General features: G+C 67.7%; 15 protein-coding genes. 12 read left to right on the top strand and 3 right to left on the bottom strand.

Going from position 1 to position 15975, the window contains the following annotated elements; genetic code table 11:
* Positions 1–100: 100 nt before the first annotated feature.
* The 3 genes from ACXJKJ_RS06915 to ACXJKJ_RS06905 are packed head-to-tail and all read left to right on the top strand — an operon-like array spanning position 101 to position 3308.
* On the top strand, positions 101–2347 hold the full coding sequence (locus ACXJKJ_RS06915; RefSeq protein WP_056205165.1) for a cyanophycin metabolism-associated ABC transporter: 2247 nt from the start codon (positions 101–103) through the stop codon (positions 2345–2347).
* Positions 2340–2834, top strand: coding sequence for a RidA family protein (locus tag ACXJKJ_RS06910; protein WP_457389578.1), 495 nt, complete (start codon positions 2340–2342; stop codon positions 2832–2834). The genes ACXJKJ_RS06915 and ACXJKJ_RS06910 overlap by 8 nt, the downstream gene beginning before the upstream one ends.
* Positions 2835–3308 carry a cyanophycin metabolism-associated DUF1854 family protein gene (locus tag ACXJKJ_RS06905; protein ID WP_457389577.1) on the top strand — a complete coding sequence of 158 codons (474 nt, stop codon included), beginning with the start codon at positions 2835–2837 and terminating at the stop codon, positions 3306–3308.
* A gap of 51 nt (positions 3309–3359) precedes the next feature.
* Here the strand turns inward: ACXJKJ_RS06905 and bfr are convergent, their stop codons facing one another.
* Positions 3360–3836: a bacterioferritin gene (gene bfr / locus ACXJKJ_RS06900; protein WP_056205148.1), complete on the bottom strand. Its 477-nt coding sequence runs from the start codon at positions 3834–3836 to the stop codon at positions 3360–3362.
* Between the two features lie 106 nt (positions 3837–3942).
* Here bfr and ACXJKJ_RS06895 point away from each other — a divergent pair, with 106 nt between their 5' ends.
* The 6 genes from ACXJKJ_RS06895 to ACXJKJ_RS06870 all read left to right on the top strand — a co-directional run bounded on the left by ACXJKJ_RS06895 (position 3943) and on the right by ACXJKJ_RS06870 (position 11283).
* Entirely contained in the window at positions 3943–4164 is a 222-nt protein-coding gene (locus tag ACXJKJ_RS06895; RefSeq protein ID WP_082533065.1) for a (2Fe-2S)-binding protein, read from the top strand.
* A gap of 124 nt (positions 4165–4288) precedes the next feature.
* Positions 4289–4504 (top strand): cold-shock protein, encoded by a 216-nt coding sequence (locus tag ACXJKJ_RS06890; protein WP_056205145.1) that lies wholly within the window; start codon positions 4289–4291, stop codon positions 4502–4504.
* Between the two features lie 86 nt (positions 4505–4590).
* Positions 4591–6882 carry a YgiQ family radical SAM protein gene (locus tag ACXJKJ_RS06885; RefSeq protein ID WP_457352566.1) on the top strand — a complete coding sequence of 764 codons (2292 nt, stop codon included), beginning with the start codon at positions 4591–4593 and terminating at the stop codon, positions 6880–6882.
* A gap of 129 nt (positions 6883–7011) precedes the next feature.
* Entirely contained in the window at positions 7012–9225 is a 2214-nt protein-coding gene (locus ACXJKJ_RS06880; protein ID WP_056205140.1) for a putative bifunctional diguanylate cyclase/phosphodiesterase, read from the top strand.
* 46 nt (positions 9226–9271) lie between these two features.
* Entirely contained in the window at positions 9272–10492 is a 1221-nt protein-coding gene (locus ACXJKJ_RS06875; RefSeq protein WP_056205139.1) for a 6-phosphofructokinase, read from the top strand.
* On the top strand, positions 10489–11283 hold the full coding sequence (locus tag ACXJKJ_RS06870) for a substrate-binding periplasmic protein (RefSeq protein ID WP_457389576.1): 795 nt from the start codon (positions 10489–10491) through the stop codon (positions 11281–11283). Before ACXJKJ_RS06875 ends, ACXJKJ_RS06870 begins: the two co-directional genes overlap by 4 nt.
* Positions 11284–11289: 6 nt before the next feature.
* Here the strand turns inward: ACXJKJ_RS06870 and ACXJKJ_RS06865 are convergent, their stop codons facing one another.
* Positions 11290–11751: a YciI family protein gene (locus tag ACXJKJ_RS06865; protein WP_457389575.1), complete on the bottom strand. Its 462-nt coding sequence runs from the start codon at positions 11749–11751 to the stop codon at positions 11290–11292.
* A gap of 65 nt (positions 11752–11816) precedes the next feature.
* Here ACXJKJ_RS06865 and ACXJKJ_RS06860 point away from each other — a divergent pair, with 65 nt between their 5' ends.
* The 3 genes from ACXJKJ_RS06860 (at position 11817) to ACXJKJ_RS06850 (ending at position 15025) form a co-directional block, all read left to right on the top strand.
* Positions 11817–12287 (top strand): VOC family protein, encoded by a 471-nt coding sequence (locus ACXJKJ_RS06860; RefSeq protein WP_457389574.1) that lies wholly within the window; start codon positions 11817–11819, stop codon positions 12285–12287.
* A 75-nt stretch (positions 12288–12362) separates the two neighbouring features.
* Positions 12363–12761 carry a BlaI/MecI/CopY family transcriptional regulator gene (locus tag ACXJKJ_RS06855; RefSeq protein WP_056205129.1) on the top strand — a complete coding sequence of 133 codons (399 nt, stop codon included), beginning with the start codon at positions 12363–12365 and terminating at the stop codon, positions 12759–12761.
* Positions 12758–15025, top strand: coding sequence for a M56 family metallopeptidase (locus ACXJKJ_RS06850; protein WP_457389573.1), 2268 nt, complete (start codon positions 12758–12760; stop codon positions 15023–15025). Before ACXJKJ_RS06855 ends, ACXJKJ_RS06850 begins: the two co-directional genes overlap by 4 nt.
* A 38-nt stretch (positions 15026–15063) precedes the next feature.
* On the opposite strand, the gene ACXJKJ_RS06845 is transcribed toward ACXJKJ_RS06850, so the two are convergent.
* Complete coding sequence (locus tag ACXJKJ_RS06845; protein ID WP_457389572.1) at positions 15064–15972, bottom strand: hydroxymethylglutaryl-CoA lyase; 909 nt, start codon at positions 15970–15972, stop codon at positions 15064–15066.
* Positions 15973–15975 lie beyond the last annotated feature (3 nt).

Here is a 15975-nt window from a genome sequence, read left to right as displayed (position 1 = left end):
GAGCGTATCGAGTAAGGGGTTGTGCGCGGTGCAATCGCGTGGAATTGTGCGCTGAACTCATGGCGGAGAATCGCCGCAGCCCGTAAGAGCCAACAACAACATGCAAGACCTTCCTCCCGCTGCAGTGCTTCATCCCCAAACAGCCGTCCTTCAGGGGCGGCTCATGGCTGGCGAGAACGTGGTGGCCCTGCTGGAGGTTGACCTGGATGCCCAGGGCCACTTCGCGCAAGGGCTGATCGCGCTGACGAATTCACGCCTGCTGGCCCTCGATCCCACCAGCGCCAGCTGGGTCGAACACACGCTGGTGCCGGGCTTGAGCCTCAAGCTCAGCGACCATGGCGGCCTGGCCTTCATGGAGCTGTTCGACGCCGACCGGCGCCTGGCGCGCTGGCGCTTCACGCTGGCCTGCAATCCGGCGGCGGTGCGCTTTGCCGACGCCTTCGGCCGCGAGGTGCAGCGCCTTTCGGGCCATGTCGTGCTCGAAGAGGCCGATGACGGCGAGGACTCGACCTTCGATTTCGGCGAGGCCAGCAAACCACCGAGCACCTGGGTGCTGCTGCGGCTGTGGCGCTTTGCGCGGCCCTACCGGGGCCAGCTCTTGCTGGGCTTCTCGCTCATGCTCGGCTCGATTGGCGCAACCCTGGTGGCGCCTTACCTGAGCATGCCGCTGATGGACAGGGTGCTGATCCCGTTCCAGAACGGCCAGTCGATCGACACCAGGCTGGTCGGGTCGCTGCTGGGTGGCCTGCTGGGTGCGGCGTTGTTCTCGTGGTTGCTGGGCTGGGCCAAGACCTATCTGCTGGCGCTGGTGTCCGAGCGCATTGCCGCCGATCTGCGCACGGCGACCTTCGACCATCTGCTCGGCCTGTCGCTCGAATACTTCGGCAACAAGCGCACCGGCGACCTGATGGCGCGCATCGGCTCCGAGACCGACCGTATCAGCGTGTTCCTGAGCCTGCATGCGCTGGACTTCATCACCGATGTGCTGATGCTCCTGATGATCTCGGCGATCCTGTTCAACATCCACCCGGGCCTGGCGCTGGCCACCCTGGTGCCCTTGCCCTTCATCGCCTGGATGATTCATCTGGTGCGAGACCGGCTGCGCACCGGCTTCGAGAAGATCGACCGCGTCTGGGGCGAGGTCACCAACATCCTGGCCGACACCATCCCGGGCATCCGCGTCGTCAAGGCCTTTGCCCAGGAGAGGCGCGAGGCGCAGCGCTTTCGGGAGGCCAACGCCAAGAACCTGGTCGTGAACGACCGCCTCAACAAGACCTGGAGCCTGTTCGGGCCCACGGTCTCGCTGCTGACCGAGATGGGCCTGCTCGTCGTCTGGGGTGTGGGCATCTGGCTGATCTCGCACCAGAGCATCACGGTCGGCACGCTGACAGCCTTCCTGGCCTACATCGGCCGCTTCTATGGCCGGCTGGATTCGATGAGCCGCATCGTCTCGGTCACGCAGAAGGCCGCGGCGGGCTCCAAGCGCATCTTCGACATCCTGGACCACGTCTCCAACGTGCCCGACCCGGTCAACCCCCAGCCCTTCGAGAACGTGACCGGCGCGATTTCGATGCAGGGCCTGGACTTCCGCTACGGTTCGCGCTCGGTCATCCGCAACCTGAACCTCGACATCCGCCCCGGCGAGATGGTCGGCCTGGTGGGCCACAGCGGCTCGGGCAAGAGCACGCTGGTCAACCTGATCTGCCGCTTCTATGACGTGACCGAGGGCGCCATCAAGGTCGATGGCGTGGACCTGCGGCGCATCAGGGTGACCGACTACCGCCGCCACATCGGCCTCGTGCTGCAGGAGCCCTTCCTGTTCTTCGGCACCATCGCCGAGAACATCGCCTACGGCAAGCCGGAGGCCACGCGCGACGAGATCGTCGCAGCCGCGCGCGCCGCGCATGCCCACGAGTTCATCCTGCGCCTGCCGCATGGCTATGACAGCCTCGTCGGCGAGCGCGGCCAGGGCCTGTCAGGCGGCGAGCGCCAGCGCATCTCCATCGCCCGGGCGCTGCTGATCGATCCGGCCATCCTCATCCTCGACGAAGCGACCTCAGCCGTGGACACCGAGACCGAGAAGGAGATCCAGCGCGCGCTGGACAACCTCGTCAAGGGCCGCACCACCATCGCCATCGCCCACCGTCTGTCCACGCTGCGCAAGGCCGACCGCCTCGTTGTCATGGACCGCGGCGAGATCGTCGAGCTGGGCCCGCACGACGAACTGATCGCCCGCCAGGGCCACTATTGGCGCCTCTGGGAAGCTCAGGTCCGCCGCGTGGACCAGGAAGACCTGGAGGAGCATGCCGTGACCCCCAACCCCAGCGCCCACACCACCGATGCTTGATACCGCCCTGCACGACCGTGACCGCGAGCTGGATGCCGCCAGCGCGGAACATGGCTTCGACCCCGCCGTTCCCCTGCAGATCGGCGGGCGCTACACCTCGCTGGTGCGCGACGGCCGAACCCTCTACCTGAGCGGCCAGATCCCGCGCATCGGCGACCACGTCGCGGTGGCTGGCGTCGTCGGCGCCGAGGTCAGCCTGGAACGCGCCAAGCGTGCCGCAGCCATCTGCGCGCTGCGCGCGCTGACCCTGCTGCGCCAGGAGCTCGGCAGCCTGAATCGGCTGCAAACCGTGCTCAGAATGACCGTGTTCGTTCATTGCGATGCCGGTTTCACCCAGCAGAGCGAGGTGGCCGATGGCGCCTCCGACCTGATCTGGCGCGTGCTGGGCACGGCCGGTGCTCACACGCGCACCACGGTCGGCGTGCTGCAGCTGCCCAAGAACGCGGCGGTCGAGGTGGACCTGATTGCCGTCGCCGGGGAGGCCTGAATGTCCACATTGCCCTTCCGCGACCTGCGTCTGGACGCCCTCGGCCGGCTGCTGTTGACCGACCTGAACGGCGACAGCCATGTCGGCGTCACACCGGTGCGTGCCCACCCGATCTCGGCGCCGGACGAGGGCCTGTCCCTGGTCGGCTCGCACGGCCATGAGCTGGCCTGGGTGGAGCGCCTGTCAGCCCTGCCCGAAGGGCCGCGCCGGTTGCTGGAGGCCGAACTGGCCGCCCGCGAATTCCATCCGACGCTCAAGCGCCTGATTTCGGTCAACACCTTCGCCACGCCCAGCACCTGGCGCATCGAGACCGACCGCGGCGAGGTCGACTTCGTGCTCAAGAGCGAGGAAGACATCCGCCGCCTGGAAGAGGGCCGCCTGCTGATCACTTCCACCCATGGCGTGCAGTTGCAGGTGCCGGATCGCTGGGCGCTGGACAAGCATTCCAAGCGGCTGCTGGAACGCTTCCTCTGAGACAAGAAAAAGCCGCCTGCAAGAGGCGGCTCGGCGCGAGGGTGAGGGTGCTCAGCTGGGCTCGCTCATCTGCGACTGCAGATAGTTCTGTTCACCGACGGTGGTGACCAGCTCCAGCTGGGTTTCGAGGTGGTCGATGTGTTCCTCGGTGTCGTCGAGGATTTGCACGAAGATCTCGCGGGACACGTAGTCGCGCACCTGCTCGCAGTAGGCGACGGCTTCCTTCAGGTGGACGTGCGAGGCCTTTTCGATGATCAGGTCGCAGCTCATGGTCTCGACGGCGTTCTCGCCGATGTAGAGCTTGCCGAGGTCCTGCAGGTTGGGCAGGCCGTCCAGCGTCAGCACGCGCTCGATGAGCTTGTCGGCGTGCTTCATCTCCTCGATGGACTCCTCGTACTCGTGCTTGGCCATCTTCAGCAGGCCCCAATTCTTCAGCATGCGGGCGTGCAGGAAGTACTGGTTGATGGCCGTCAGCTCCAGCTTCAGCTGGGCGTTGAGGTGGGCGATGACTTGGGGGTCGCCTTTCATGGGGAGCTCCGGATCGTGAAATTAAGCCGCAGTATCCCCAGTGAAAGCCCCACGGCAAAACCGCTCTTTCTGCAAATGAGACCGATTCGCATTAGACTTCGCACCCATGATTGTTTGTGTCTGCCACCGAGTCTCTGATCGCGACATCGCGATTGCCGCCTCCAGCGGCTGCCCGGATTTCGAGGCCCTGCAGGATGACCTGCGCGTGGCCACGGCCTGCGGCGCCTGCCGGGACTGCGCCTGTGCGGTTTTCGAGGAAAGTCGTGTCGAAGGCGCCGCTCCGCGGGGACGCGGCATGGTGGTCGTCCCGATCCGACTGGCGGCATGAACTAGAATGCTCCCCGGCGCCGACATCCGGCGCCTTTTTGTTGGTCTGATTTCCTGAACGTCGTTGTGAATTCCGCAGCCGATCTGGGGCGGGCCACGCAGCACGACAACAGTAAGGAAATTCCATGAGCACCCTCCAAACCGGCACTGTCAAATGGTTTGACGACGGCAAGGGCTTCGGCTTCATCACGCCGGCCGACGGCAGCAAGGACCTGTTCGCCCACCACAGCGAAATCAAGAACAACGGCGGCTTCCGCACGTTGGCTGAAGGCGCCCAGGTCGAATTCGAAGTGAAGCAGGGCCCCAAGGGCCTGCAAGCAGCAAACATCCGTTCGCTGTAATCCCTCACGGCTTTGGCCGTTGAGTCAAGCCCGCGCCCTGCGCGGGCTTTGTGCTTTCTGGGTCCGCCGTCGACAATCCACCTCTTATGTCCGCCTTGCCCGTCACTGCCCCGAAGGCCCTGACCGCTTACCGCCCGTTCTGGGCCAAGCGTTTCGGCCCCGCACCCTTCCTGCCCATGAGCCGGGCGGAGATGGAGCAGCTCGGCTGGGATTCCTGCGACATCATCATCGTCACCGGCGACGCCTACGTCGACCACGCCAGCTTCGGCATGGCCGTGATCGGCCGCACGCTGGAGGCGCAGGGCTTTCGCGTCGGCATCATTGCGCAGCCGGACTGGAACAGCGCCGACGCCTTCAAGGCCCTGGGCAAACCCAATCTGTTCTTCGGCGTCGCGGCCGGCAACATGGATTCGATGATCAACCGCTACACGGCTGATCGAAAAATCCGCAGCGACGACGCCTACACGCCCGGTGGCGAAGGCGGCAAGCGCCCCGACCGCGCGACCCTGGTCTACACCCAACGCTGCCAGGAAGCCTTCAAGGACGTGCCCATCGTCATCGGCGGCATCGAGGCCTCGCTGCGCCGCATCGCGCACTACGACTACTGGCAGGACAAGGTGCGCCGCTCCGTCCTCGTGGACAGCAAGGCCGACCTGCTGGTCTACGGCAACGCCGAGCGCGCCATCATCGAGATCGCCCACCGCCTGGCGCGCCGCGAGCCCATCGAGAGCCTGACCGATGTGCGCGGCACTGCCTTCATGCGCCGCGATGACGACCCGACGGCCGAAGGCTGGTTCGAGCTGGACTCGACCGAGGTGGACCGTCCCGGCCGCATTGACGATCTGATCAGCCCCTACCAGATCGTCGAAGAGAACAAGGCCTGCGCGTCCAACGACGCGCCCGATGGGGCGAAGCCCATCACCATCCACAAGACCGGCCGCATCACCATGCCGCCGCGCGACCACACGGTGGTGCGCCTGCCGGCCTACGAGAAGGTCAAGAGCGACCCGGTGCTCTACGCCCACGCCAACCGCGTGCTGCACCTGGAGACCAACCCTGGCAACGCCCGTGCCCTCGTGCAGCGCCACGGCGAGCGCGACCTGTGGATCAACCCGCCGCCCATCCCGCTGACGACGCCGGAGATGGACCACGTCTTCGACCTGCCATACGCGCGCAGCCCGCACCCGAGCTATGCGGACGAGAAGGGCGGCCACGACGGCGCGACCAAGATCCCGGCCTGGGAAATGATCCGCTTCAGCGTGAACATCATGCGCGGCTGCTTCGGCGGCTGCACTTTCTGCTCCATCACCGAGCACGAGGGGCGCATCATCCAGAGCCGCTCGGAAGACTCCGTGATCCGCGAGATCGAGGAGATGCGCGACAAGGTCAAGGGCTTCACCGGCATCGTGTCGGACCTGGGCGGCCCGACGGCCAACATGTACCGCATCGGCTGCAAGAGCCCCGAGATCGAGGCCGCCTGCCGCAAGCCCAGTTGCGTCTACCCGGGCATCTGCCCGAACCTGAACACCAGCCACGATCCGCTGATCAAGATGTACCGCCGCGCGCGCGCGCTGCCGGGCGTCAAGAAGATCCTGATCGGCTCGGGCCTGCGCTACGACCTGGCCGTGCAATCGCCTGAGTACGTGAAGGAGCTGGTCACGCATCACGTCGGTGGCTACCTGAAGATCGCGCCCGAGCACACCGAGAACGGCCCGCTGTCCAAGATGATGAAGCCGGGCATCGGCAGCTACGACCGCTTCAAGCAGATGTTCGAGGCGGCGAGTGCGGCGGCCGGCAAGAAGCAGTACCTGATCCCTTACTTCATCGCCGCCCACCCCGGCACCAGTGACGAGGACATGATGAACCTCGCCGTCTGGCTGAAGAAGAACGGCTTCCGCGCCGACCAGGTGCAGACCTTCTATCCCAGCCCGATGGCCACGGCGACGGCGATGTACCACTCGGGCAAGAACCCGCTCAAGGGCATCAGCCGTGACGAGACGCGCGGCGAGAGCGTGGACATCGTGCGCGGCGAGCGCCGCCGCCGCCTGCACAAGGCCTTCCTGCGCTACCACGACGCCAACAACTGGCCGCTGCTGCGTGAGGCGCTCAAGGCCATGGGCCGGGCCGACCTGATCGGCAACGGCAAGCATCACCTGATCCCGAGCTACCAGCCCATCACCGACGGCAGCTACGAAAGCGCGCGGCGCAAGAACTCGACCGGCGTCACGCCGGCGGCCAAACCAGCAAGTGCGGCGCCGATGAAGCCGGCCACCCCACGCAAGGGCCAGCTCTTGACCCAGCACACTGGCCTGCCGCCGCGCGTGACCGGCGCAAGTCGTAACAGCGCGCCGCGTCCGGGCAAACCCGCAAAACGTTGAGGCGATTCGCAGGACTTTTGCCCCTGCTTTTCGTGACTACAAGGCCGAGGATGCCGTACGCTTGCGGCTACTTGACGAGTAGGAGCCGCGGCCGCGCCGTGATGCCCCAGCCCCGGAGCCCTCGCCCCCATGCAAGAAACGCCCGCCGTTGACGACGACCTGCTCGAGCTGCTCGACGACCCCGAGCACGCTGAAGGCGAGCATCGCCCGCAAGACCGGCCCTGGCGCATCCTCATCGTTGACGACGACGGTGACGTCCACAAGGCCACCGAACTGGCCATGCAGGGCCTGACCGTCGAAGGCCAGCCCCTCGTCTTCCTGCACGCCTCTTCCGCCGCCCAGGCCCGCCAGTTGCTGGCCAGCGAGGACGACCTCGCCGTCGTGCTGCTCGACGTCGTCATGGAGAGCGAAGACGCCGGGCTGCAACTGGTGCGCCATATCCGCGATGAGCTGTGTCTGAACGCCCTGCGCATCGTGCTGCGCACCGGCCAGCCCGGCTATGCGCCCGAAATCGAGACGGTGCAGGCCTATGACATCAACGACTACAAGACCAAGTCGGAGCTGACCCGCACGCGGCTGTACACGGTGCTGACGGCCGCGGTGCGCTCCTACCGCCAGATCTGCGCGCTGGAGGCCAACCGCCGCGGCCTGGAGATGATCGTCGAGAGCAGCACCTCGCTGTCGCGCATGCGTGGGCTCTCCCGATTCGCCGAGGGCGTCGTCACCCAGCTCTGCGCCCTGCTCGGCATCCTGCCCGAGGGCCTGGTCTGTGCTCAGGTCAGCGGCGAAACCGGCGACGAAGTCCGCATCGTCGCGGCCGCCGGCCAGTACAGCGGCCTCATCGACCGGCCGCTGGCCCAGGTCAAGATCGCCACCGTGCGGGACCGCCTGGAGCGCTGCCTGCAGCAGGAACGCAACCTCTACGACGACGGCACGGTCCTCTATTTCGGCATGGGCAAGGGCCGCGCGATGGCAGCGCTCGTGGATGTCGGCCGCGAGCTCGACGAGCTCGACCAGCAGCTGCTGCGCGCCTTCTGCTCCAACATCTCGGTCGGCTTCGAGAACGTGGTGCTCTACAGCCAATTGCTGGACCAGGCCTACAACGACCCGCTGCTGCGCCTGCCCAACCGCAACCGTTTCGTCGAGCTGCTCGACAAGAACCTGAAGGATCCGTCCGGTGTCACGCTCGCGCTGATCGACATCGACGATTTCTCCGACATCAACGACGCCTTTGGCCACCACTTCGGCGACCAGGTGCTGCAGGCCGTCGTGCACCGCATGAGCGAGACGCTGGGCCTGAACACCGCGATGGCCCGCGTTGGCGCCGACACCTTTGGCGTGCTGGGCGAGCATGCCAAGGTCTGCCCCGAGACCGTGAACAGCGTCTTCGCCGACCCCTTCATCGTTGCCGGCGAGCGACTGCAACTGTCCGCCACCACGGGCCTCGTGCGCCTGGGTGAATCCAAGGCCGTCGGCTCCGAACTGCTGCTCGATGCCCAGATCGCGCTCAAGCGCGCCAAGCAGCAGCAGCGCGGCTCATCTCAGTACTTCTCTGCCGCCATGGGCAGCGACGCGCGCGAGCGCTTCAAGCTGCTCAAGGGCCTGCGGACCGGCTTCGAGGAAAGCCAGCTCTTCGTCGTCTACCAGCCCCAGGTCGAGCTGAGCAGCAGCCGCATCGTCGGTGCCGAGGCCCTGCTGCGCTGGAAGACGCTGGATGGTCGTTTCATCCCGCCCGACCAGTTCATTCCGCTGGCCGAGCAGAGCGGCCTCATCATTCCCATCGGCGAGTTCGTCATGCGCACCTCCTGCGCCCAGCTGAAGAAGATGCAGGCCCTGGGCCATGCCGACTTCCGCATGGCCGTCAACGTGTCCATGGCGCAGTTCCGCCACCCCGGCTTCATCGACATGCTGGGCCGCGCGCTGCAGGACTGCGGCGTCGCCGGCCAGAACATCGAGCTCGAAATCACCGAGTCCATGGCCATGGAAGACGCCGACCTCGTGCTGCGTGTGCTGGCCGACATCAAGCAGCTCGGCTTCAGCGTCGCCATCGACGACTTCGGCACCGGCTTCTCATCTTTAAGCCAGCTGCGCCAGCTGCAGGTCGACCGCCTCAAGATCGACCGCGCCTTTGTGCAGGAGGCGCAGGCCTCGTCCGCCGGCTCGACGATCGCCCAGATGGTCATCAACCTCGGCCGCGGCCTGGGCCTGACCGTCATCGCCGAAGGCATCGAGACCGAGGAGCAGCGCCAGTACCTGATCGGCCTGGGCTGCCATGAGGGTCAAGGCTGGCTGTTCGCCCGGCCCATGCCCGCGGACCAACTTGAAGTTTGGATGAACCGCTGAGACCCCTAAACTCCGCGCCGTCGATTGACGACAGCCAGGAGCGTTCATGAGTCTCGCCAAGATCCTCGTCGCCCAGGGCGGCGGTCCCACCGCCGTCATCAACCAGAGCCTCGTCGGTGTCGTGCTCGAAGCGCGGCGTCAGGCCGGTGTGGGCAAGGTTTACGGCGCCCGCCATGGCGTGCGGGGCATCGTCAACGAGGACTTCGTCGACCTGACCCAGGAGACCAGCCACAACCTCGAGCTGGTGGCCAACACGCCGGCCTCGGCGCTGGGCTCCACGCGCGACAAGCCCGATGCCGCCTATTGCCGCGAGATCTTCACGGTGCTGCAGGCGCACGGCATCACGCATTTCTTCTACATCGGCGGCAACGACTCGTCGGACACCGTGCGCATCGTCTCGGAGGAGGCGCAGGCGGCCGGCTACCCACTGCGCTGCATCCACATCCCCAAGACCATCGACAACGACCTGGTGGGCAACGACCACACGCCGGGCTATGCGTCCGCCGCGCGCTTCGTCGCCCAGGCCTTTGCCGGCGCCAACCTCGACAACGCGGCCCTGCCGGGCGTCTACGTCGGCGTCGTCATGGGCCGTCACGCCGGCTTCCTGACGGCGGCCGCGGCCCTGGGCAAGAAGTTCGAGGACGACGGCCCCCACCTCATCTACCTGCCCGAGCGCCACTTCGACAACGAGCAGTTCCTGCGCGACGTGAAGGCCACCTACGAGCGCTTCGGCCGCTGCGTCATCGCCGTCAGCGAGGGCATCCACGACGCCAGCGGCACGCCGATGCTGTCCAAGCTGGCCGGTGACCTGGAGCGCGACGCCCACGGCAATGTGCAGCTCAGCGGCACCGGCGCGCTGGCCGACCTGCTCTGCGAGGAGATCAAGACCAAGCTCGGCATCAAGCGCGTGCGCGGCGACACCTTCGGCTATCTGCAGCGCAGCTTCCTGGGCTGCGTGTCCGACGTGGACCAACGCGAGGCCCGCGAGGTCGGCGAGAAGGCCGTGCAGTACGCCTTCCACGGCGACCGCGACGGTTCGGTCGCCATCAAGCGCGTCGGCTACTACGCGGTGGACTACGAACTGTTGCCCCTCACCGCCGTCGCCGGCAAGACGCGCACGATGGAAGACGAGTTCATCAGCGCAAGTGGCACCGACGTGACCGATGCCTTCCGCCTCTACCTGCGCCCGCTGCTGGGCTCTGGCATGCCGGACGCGTTCAGGCTGAGGCCGAACCCGGTGGAGAAGGTGCTGCGGCGCGAGCCGTGAGACCGATCTCCCCGCGGCTGCTGCTGGCGATCGCGGTGGCGATGGCCGGGCCGGCGGCCGCCGCGGAGGTCACGCTGCGCTTTTTGAGCCAGGACTTTCCGCCCTACGTCGAGCGAGAGGGGCAGCAGGCCCGTGGCCCGCTCGTTCGGCTGGTGATGGAGGGTTGTGCGCGCCTGGGCTGGAAATGCTCGGTCGAAGTCCTGCCTTGGCGTCGCGCCCAGGCCGCTGTCGAGCGCGGCGAGGCCGAGGGCATCTTCCCCCTGCTGGACACCCCGCAGCGCCGCCAGATCTACCACCTGAGCCAGCCCGTCGTGGGGGTCCAGATGGTCTTCTTCACACGCGTCGAGCAGGACTTCTTCTACCGTGATCCGGCCAGCCTGGGCACCCAGAGGATCATCGGTGTGTTCGGGCCGTCCGGGACGGCGACCGTGCTCCAGGACATCGTCGCCGCCAACCCCAACACCATGGTCGTCGAGCCCGACAACACGACGGTGCTGCGCAAGCTGCTGGCCGGTCGTTACGGCGAAGACGGCGTCGCCCTGATCAACCGCGACGTGGCCTGGCATCTGGCAGACCGCTCGCACCTGACGGGGCTGCGGGAGGCGGGCATCGCCCACACGGACACCTACCGCATCGGCCTCGTGCGCAAGCGGGTCAGCGCCGCGCAGGCGAATGCCTTCATGGCCATGCTGGCCGAGATGTGTACTTCCCCGGCTGCGGCCCTGCTGCTCGCGCCCGAACTGGTGCCGAGTGCGGCCTGCGGCGCCGTGCCGGCCAAAGCGGCGCGCTGAATGCCCTCACGGCTTGGGCTTGATCAGCTTCGGATGCCACTCGTTCACGGCCAGCAGCGCTGCCGAGCCGAAGTGCTTGTGCAGCTCGGCCACCATCTCGCCGCTGGCGATGACGGGGTCGGTCTCCACGGCCTTGCGGGCGACGTCCATGTCGGACGTCGCGAAGATGAAGAGGCCGCGCCAGCCGTCTACGCCGTCGAAGGGGCCTGCGTAGACGAGCAGGCCTTCCTTGGCCAGGCGGGTCATGTTGGCAAAGTGGCCCTTGAACATTTCGTCGCGCGCCGGGCCGTCGGGCATGCGCTTCGGTCCGGTCTTCAGCAGCACGAAGGTGTAGCTGCGCAGACCCTGGTCGTTGGCACCCCAGGCCTGCGCCTTGGCGGCGTCGTAGGCGGGCGCTTCCTGGGCGTGGACGGGCAGGGCGCCGAGCAGGGCGAGGAAGCTGAGCACGAAGGCGGCAAGTCGGTTCATGGTGGTGGCGGCGCGTCAGTCGGGGTGCGAGGATTGAACCGCACCCCGGCTTCAGTAAGACCGCGATGAAAACCCTTGGTTTCGCCAAACCCACCCCACCCGGCTGGCCGCGCCTGTCGTCGGCCCTGTACTGCGAGAACGCCCGCGAAGCCGTCGCCTGGTATTGCCAAGCCTTCGGTTTCGAGGTCGAGATCGTCGTCGACGCGCCGGACGGCAGCGTCATGCACAGCGAGATCCGCTATGGCGAAGCCATCGTCATGGTGGCCGAGGGCAGCGCCGAGCGCGAGGCGCGCTTTGGCGTGGCGGGGCGCTCCCCCAAGGCCGTCGACGGCGTCAACACGCAGACGCTGTTCCTCTATGTCGACGACGTCGATGCACATTGCGCCCAGGCCCGCGCGGCCGGCGCCAACGTGACCTACGAGCTGACCAACAACGACTACGGTGCGGAGTACTGGACCGACCGCAGCTATGGCTGCCTCGACCCGGATGGCCATCTGTGGTGGTTCAGCCAGCGGCTGCGCAACCCGCCTGTCTGACCCCCTGCCGAAAGACACTTGCTGGCTTCACGGCGGTCTTCTACATTTGTAGTACGACAACTGTAGAAGATCGTGATGGATGAGGACACCGGCAGTGGGGACGTGTCGCTGAGCGAGCTGCAGCTCAGCCTGATGCGCGTGCTTTGGGCGCGCGGCGAGGCCAGTACGGCCGATGTGGCGGAAGCGCTGCGCGGCGAGCGCGATCTCGCGCACACGACGGTGGCGACGCTGCTGACGCGCCTGGAAAAGCGTGGCCTGCTCAGCAGCCGGCGCGAGGGTCGGGCGCTGCTCTATCAGCCCCTCGTGACCCAGGCTGACGTGCAACGCTCCATGGTGGGCAGCCTGGTCGACAGCCTGTTCGCCGGCCGCGCCAGCGCCCTCGTCAGCCACCTGCTGGACGCCCGCGGCGTCGATGCCGGCGAACTGGCCGAGCTGCAGGCGCTGCTGAAACAACGCAAGGGAGAGACGCGATGACCGATGTGCTGCTGACCTGGCTGTGCAGCTACCTGCTGCACAGCAGCCTGTTGATCGGCGCGCTGTGGGCGGCCGAGCGCGCCGGCGTGCTGGCCCGCCTGGCCCTGTCGACGCAGGAGACGCTGTGGCGCCTGGCCTTGCTGGGCGGCCTCGTCAGCGCCAGCCTGCCGCTGCTGCCCACGTTGCCTCAGACCGCGCCGGCCGATGTCGTGCGGCCCGCCGTCGTCGTGCAGGAGGCCGCGCCGGTGCCCGCCGATGTTCGGCTCATCGTCGTCGAGGCGCCCGCCGCCGCGCGGCCCAGCGCCCAGCTCGGCGCCTCGCCCATCACGACGCCGCTGGCGCCGCAGGCCCATGACGTCGCCATCGGCTTCATGGCGCTGTGGCTGGCGGGTGCCGTGTTGATGCTGCTGGGCCTGGCCCTGCAGTGGGCCTGGCTGCGCCGCACCGTGCGCTGCCTGCCCGAGTTGGCTGACGCGCGTTGGCGAACCCTGGCCGTGCGCCTCGCTGCCGACATGCGCCTGCCCCTGCCCTCATTGCGCCATGCCCGCGCCAACTGGGCCAGCCCGCTGCTGGCGCCGGGCCGGGTGCTCTGCCTGCCGGCCTGGTGCTTGGACCTGCCGGACGACGAGGCTCGTGCCGTGCTCGGCCATGAACTGGCTCATCTGCGCCGCCGCGACCCCGCCTGGCGCCTGCTCGCCGCCGTCATGAAGACGCTGCTGTGGCCGCAGGTGCTGAACCGCGTCGCGCTGCAGCGCCTGGACCTGCTGGCCGAGCTGGCCTGCGATGCCGCGGCTGCCGCACCGACTGGCCAGCGCCTGGCCCTGGCGCAAAGCCTGCTGCGCTGCGCCGAGGCACTGAAGGCCCAGGGAGGCGGCCACGGCCCGGCCCTTGCCTGCGGCGCCGCCAGCGCGGGCTCGCCCTTGTTCGCCCGTGTGCGCCGCCTGCTCAAGGCCGAGGTCGAGGGTGAGGACGCTCCGCGCGAGCGCCGCGGCCTGCGCCTGGGGCTGGTGGGCGCCATGGTGGTCGCCCTGGTCGCGCTGCCGGCGGTCGTCGTCAGCCACACCGATGGACGCAGTCTTCTGGATCGCTTCGACCTTGGTGGCCTGAGCGACGGCATGTCCTTCTCGGTGCGCGGCACGCGCATCTACAGCCGCTATCCCGGCGGCAGCTTCTCCGTGACGCTGGACGGCAAGGCGGTGTTCAACGACGCCGAGGATGAAGTACAGGCGCTGACGGGCACCCTGACCGTGAAGGAGCGCGAGGGCGGGCTGACGCGCGAGATGGTGCTGAAGTCCATGGGCGAGGGTCGCATCGAGCGTGAGTACCGGGTCGGCAACGAGAGCCTGCCTTTGGACCAGGCCGGTCGCCAGTGGTGGGCCAAGGCCGTGCAGCGCATGGCCGAGGACCTGACAGACCCGCAGGTGCGTGCCCGCAAGCTGTTCGCCAAGGGCGGTGTCGATGCGGTGATCACCGACATCGAGCATGCCCGGGAGGACTTCCAGCGCCGCCGCCGCATCGAGGCCGCGCTGCAACTCGACGCGCCGCTGCCCGCGGTGGCGTTGGACCGCCTGATCACCGCCTCCACGACCCTGCAAGGTGCCTTCGAGCGTCGCGAGGCCTTGAGCGCCATTGCCCGCCAGCCGCTGAACGAACCCCAGCAGCTGGCCTGGCTGGCCGCCGTGGCCGGCATCGACAGCGACTTCGAGCGCCGTGAGGCCCTGGGGGCGCTGGCGCCCAAGCTGCTCGACAGGCCTGCCGTGCTCGCGGCCTGGACCGAGGCGCTGGGCCGTATCGGCGGCGACTTCGAACTGCGCACGGCCATCGACAACCAGGTGTCGGCGACGCCCCAACCCGCCGTGCTCGCGGCCGCCGTGCAGGCGGCGGCGCGCATCCAGAGTGATTTCGAGAAGCGCGAGGCCCTGGGCGCCGTGGCGCAACGCATGCAGGGCGACGAGGCCGAGCTGGTCGACGCCTATGCCCGTGCAGCCGGCGGCATCTCGGGCGGCTTCGAACGGCGCGAGGCCTTGAACCGCCTGCTGGACCGCCCCAAGTTGGGGGGCGCAGGCCTGGAGCGCGTGCTGGCCAGCGCCGAGACCATGGAAGGCGGCTTCGAGCGCCTGCAGGTGTTGCTGCGCGTGGCCGAGAAGCTGGGCCAGGCCAAGCCGGTCGATGCCGGCCTCGTTGAGCGCGTGCGCCGCGCCGGGCGCGGCCTGGGCGATCACGAACGCGGTCAGATCGAGAGCGCGTTGGATCGGTTGGGCTGACGCCGCAAGGCGCGGCGGGCCCGAAAGAAGCTGCGGGCCTAGCCCGCTCGTTTCGCGAGCACGGCGCGCGCCACGCGCGACACCGGCGGGCGGCCCAGCACGTTGGAGATATAGGCGCCGGCGTCCACGAGCTTGTCGAGGTCGATGCCGGTTTCAATGCCGAGACCATTGAGCAGGAACACCACGTCCTCGGTGGCGACATTGCCGGTCGCGCCTTTGGCATAGGGGCAGCCGCCCAGGCCGGCCACGCTGGCGTGGAAGCTGTGCAGCCCCAGTTCCATGCTCGCGTAGACATTGCTCAGCGCCTGGCCATAGGTGTCGTGGAAGTGCCCCGACACTTCGGCGAGCGGGAAGTGCTTCAGCGCCCGCTCCATGGCCGCCTGCACCTTGCGCGGCGTGCCGACGCCGATGGTGTCGGCGATGTCGATCGCGTCCACGCCCAGCTCGCGCAGCGGCTTCACGACGCGCTCGACCTGGTCGGCGGTGATTTCACCTTCGTAAGGGCAGCCGAGCGAGCAGGACAGCGCTGCGCGCACCTTGATGCCGGCGGCGTGTGCGCCTGCGATGACCGGCGCAAAGCGCTCCAGGCTCTCGGCGATGGAGCAGTTGATGTTCTTCTGCGTGAAGGCTTCGCTCGCGGCCGTGAAGACGAGGATCTCGTCGGGCTTCGTCGCCAGCGCGGGCTCCAGACCCTTGGTATTGGGCACGAGCACCGAGTAGCGCACACCGGTGCGGCGCTCGATGGCCGCCATGACGGCGGCGTTGTCGCCCATCTGCGGCACCCACTTCGGGCTGACGAAGCTGGTGACTTCGATCTCCTTCAAACCGGCGTCCTGCAGCATCGCGACGAGCCGCGCCTTGTGCTCGGTCGAGACGTTTTCCTTCTCGTTCTGCAACCCGTCGCGCGGGCCGACGTCGAGGATCTTGACGTGGGTGGGCAGGGCCATGGC

It is taken from the genome of Roseateles sp. P5_E1 (assembly GCF_054049335.1).
Note: the sequence above shows the minus strand (reverse complement) of the source record. Positions and strands in the feature narration are given on the sequence as shown.

Coding starts and splice junctions, on each gene's coding strand:
- ACXJKJ_RS06915 (WP_056205165.1), top strand. CDS start 101: ATGCAAGACCTTCCTCCCGCTGCAGTGCTTCATCCCCAAACAGCCGTC.
- ACXJKJ_RS06910 (WP_457389578.1), top strand. CDS start 2,340: ATGCTTGATACCGCCCTGCACGACCGTGACCGCGAGCTGGATGCCGCC.
- ACXJKJ_RS06905 (WP_457389577.1), top strand. CDS start 2,835: ATGTCCACATTGCCCTTCCGCGACCTGCGTCTGGACGCCCTCGGCCGG.
- bfr (WP_056205148.1), bottom strand. CDS start 3,836: ATGAAAGGCGACCCCCAAGTCATCGCCCACCTCAACGCCCAGCTGAAG.
- ACXJKJ_RS06895 (WP_082533065.1), top strand. CDS start 3,943: ATGATTGTTTGTGTCTGCCACCGAGTCTCTGATCGCGACATCGCGATT.
- ACXJKJ_RS06890 (WP_056205145.1), top strand. CDS start 4,289: ATGAGCACCCTCCAAACCGGCACTGTCAAATGGTTTGACGACGGCAAG.
- ACXJKJ_RS06885 (WP_457352566.1), top strand. CDS start 4,591: ATGTCCGCCTTGCCCGTCACTGCCCCGAAGGCCCTGACCGCTTACCGC.
- ACXJKJ_RS06880 (WP_056205140.1), top strand. CDS start 7,012: ATGCAAGAAACGCCCGCCGTTGACGACGACCTGCTCGAGCTGCTCGAC.
- ACXJKJ_RS06875 (WP_056205139.1), top strand. CDS start 9,272: ATGAGTCTCGCCAAGATCCTCGTCGCCCAGGGCGGCGGTCCCACCGCC.
- ACXJKJ_RS06865 (WP_457389575.1), bottom strand. CDS start 11,751: ATGAACCGACTTGCCGCCTTCGTGCTCAGCTTCCTCGCCCTGCTCGGC.
- ACXJKJ_RS06860 (WP_457389574.1), top strand. CDS start 11,817: ATGAAAACCCTTGGTTTCGCCAAACCCACCCCACCCGGCTGGCCGCGC.
- ACXJKJ_RS06855 (WP_056205129.1), top strand. CDS start 12,363: ATGGATGAGGACACCGGCAGTGGGGACGTGTCGCTGAGCGAGCTGCAG.
- ACXJKJ_RS06850 (WP_457389573.1), top strand. CDS start 12,758: ATGACCGATGTGCTGCTGACCTGGCTGTGCAGCTACCTGCTGCACAGC.
- ACXJKJ_RS06845 (WP_457389572.1), bottom strand. CDS start 15,972: ATGGCCCTGCCCACCCACGTCAAGATCCTCGACGTCGGCCCGCGCGAC.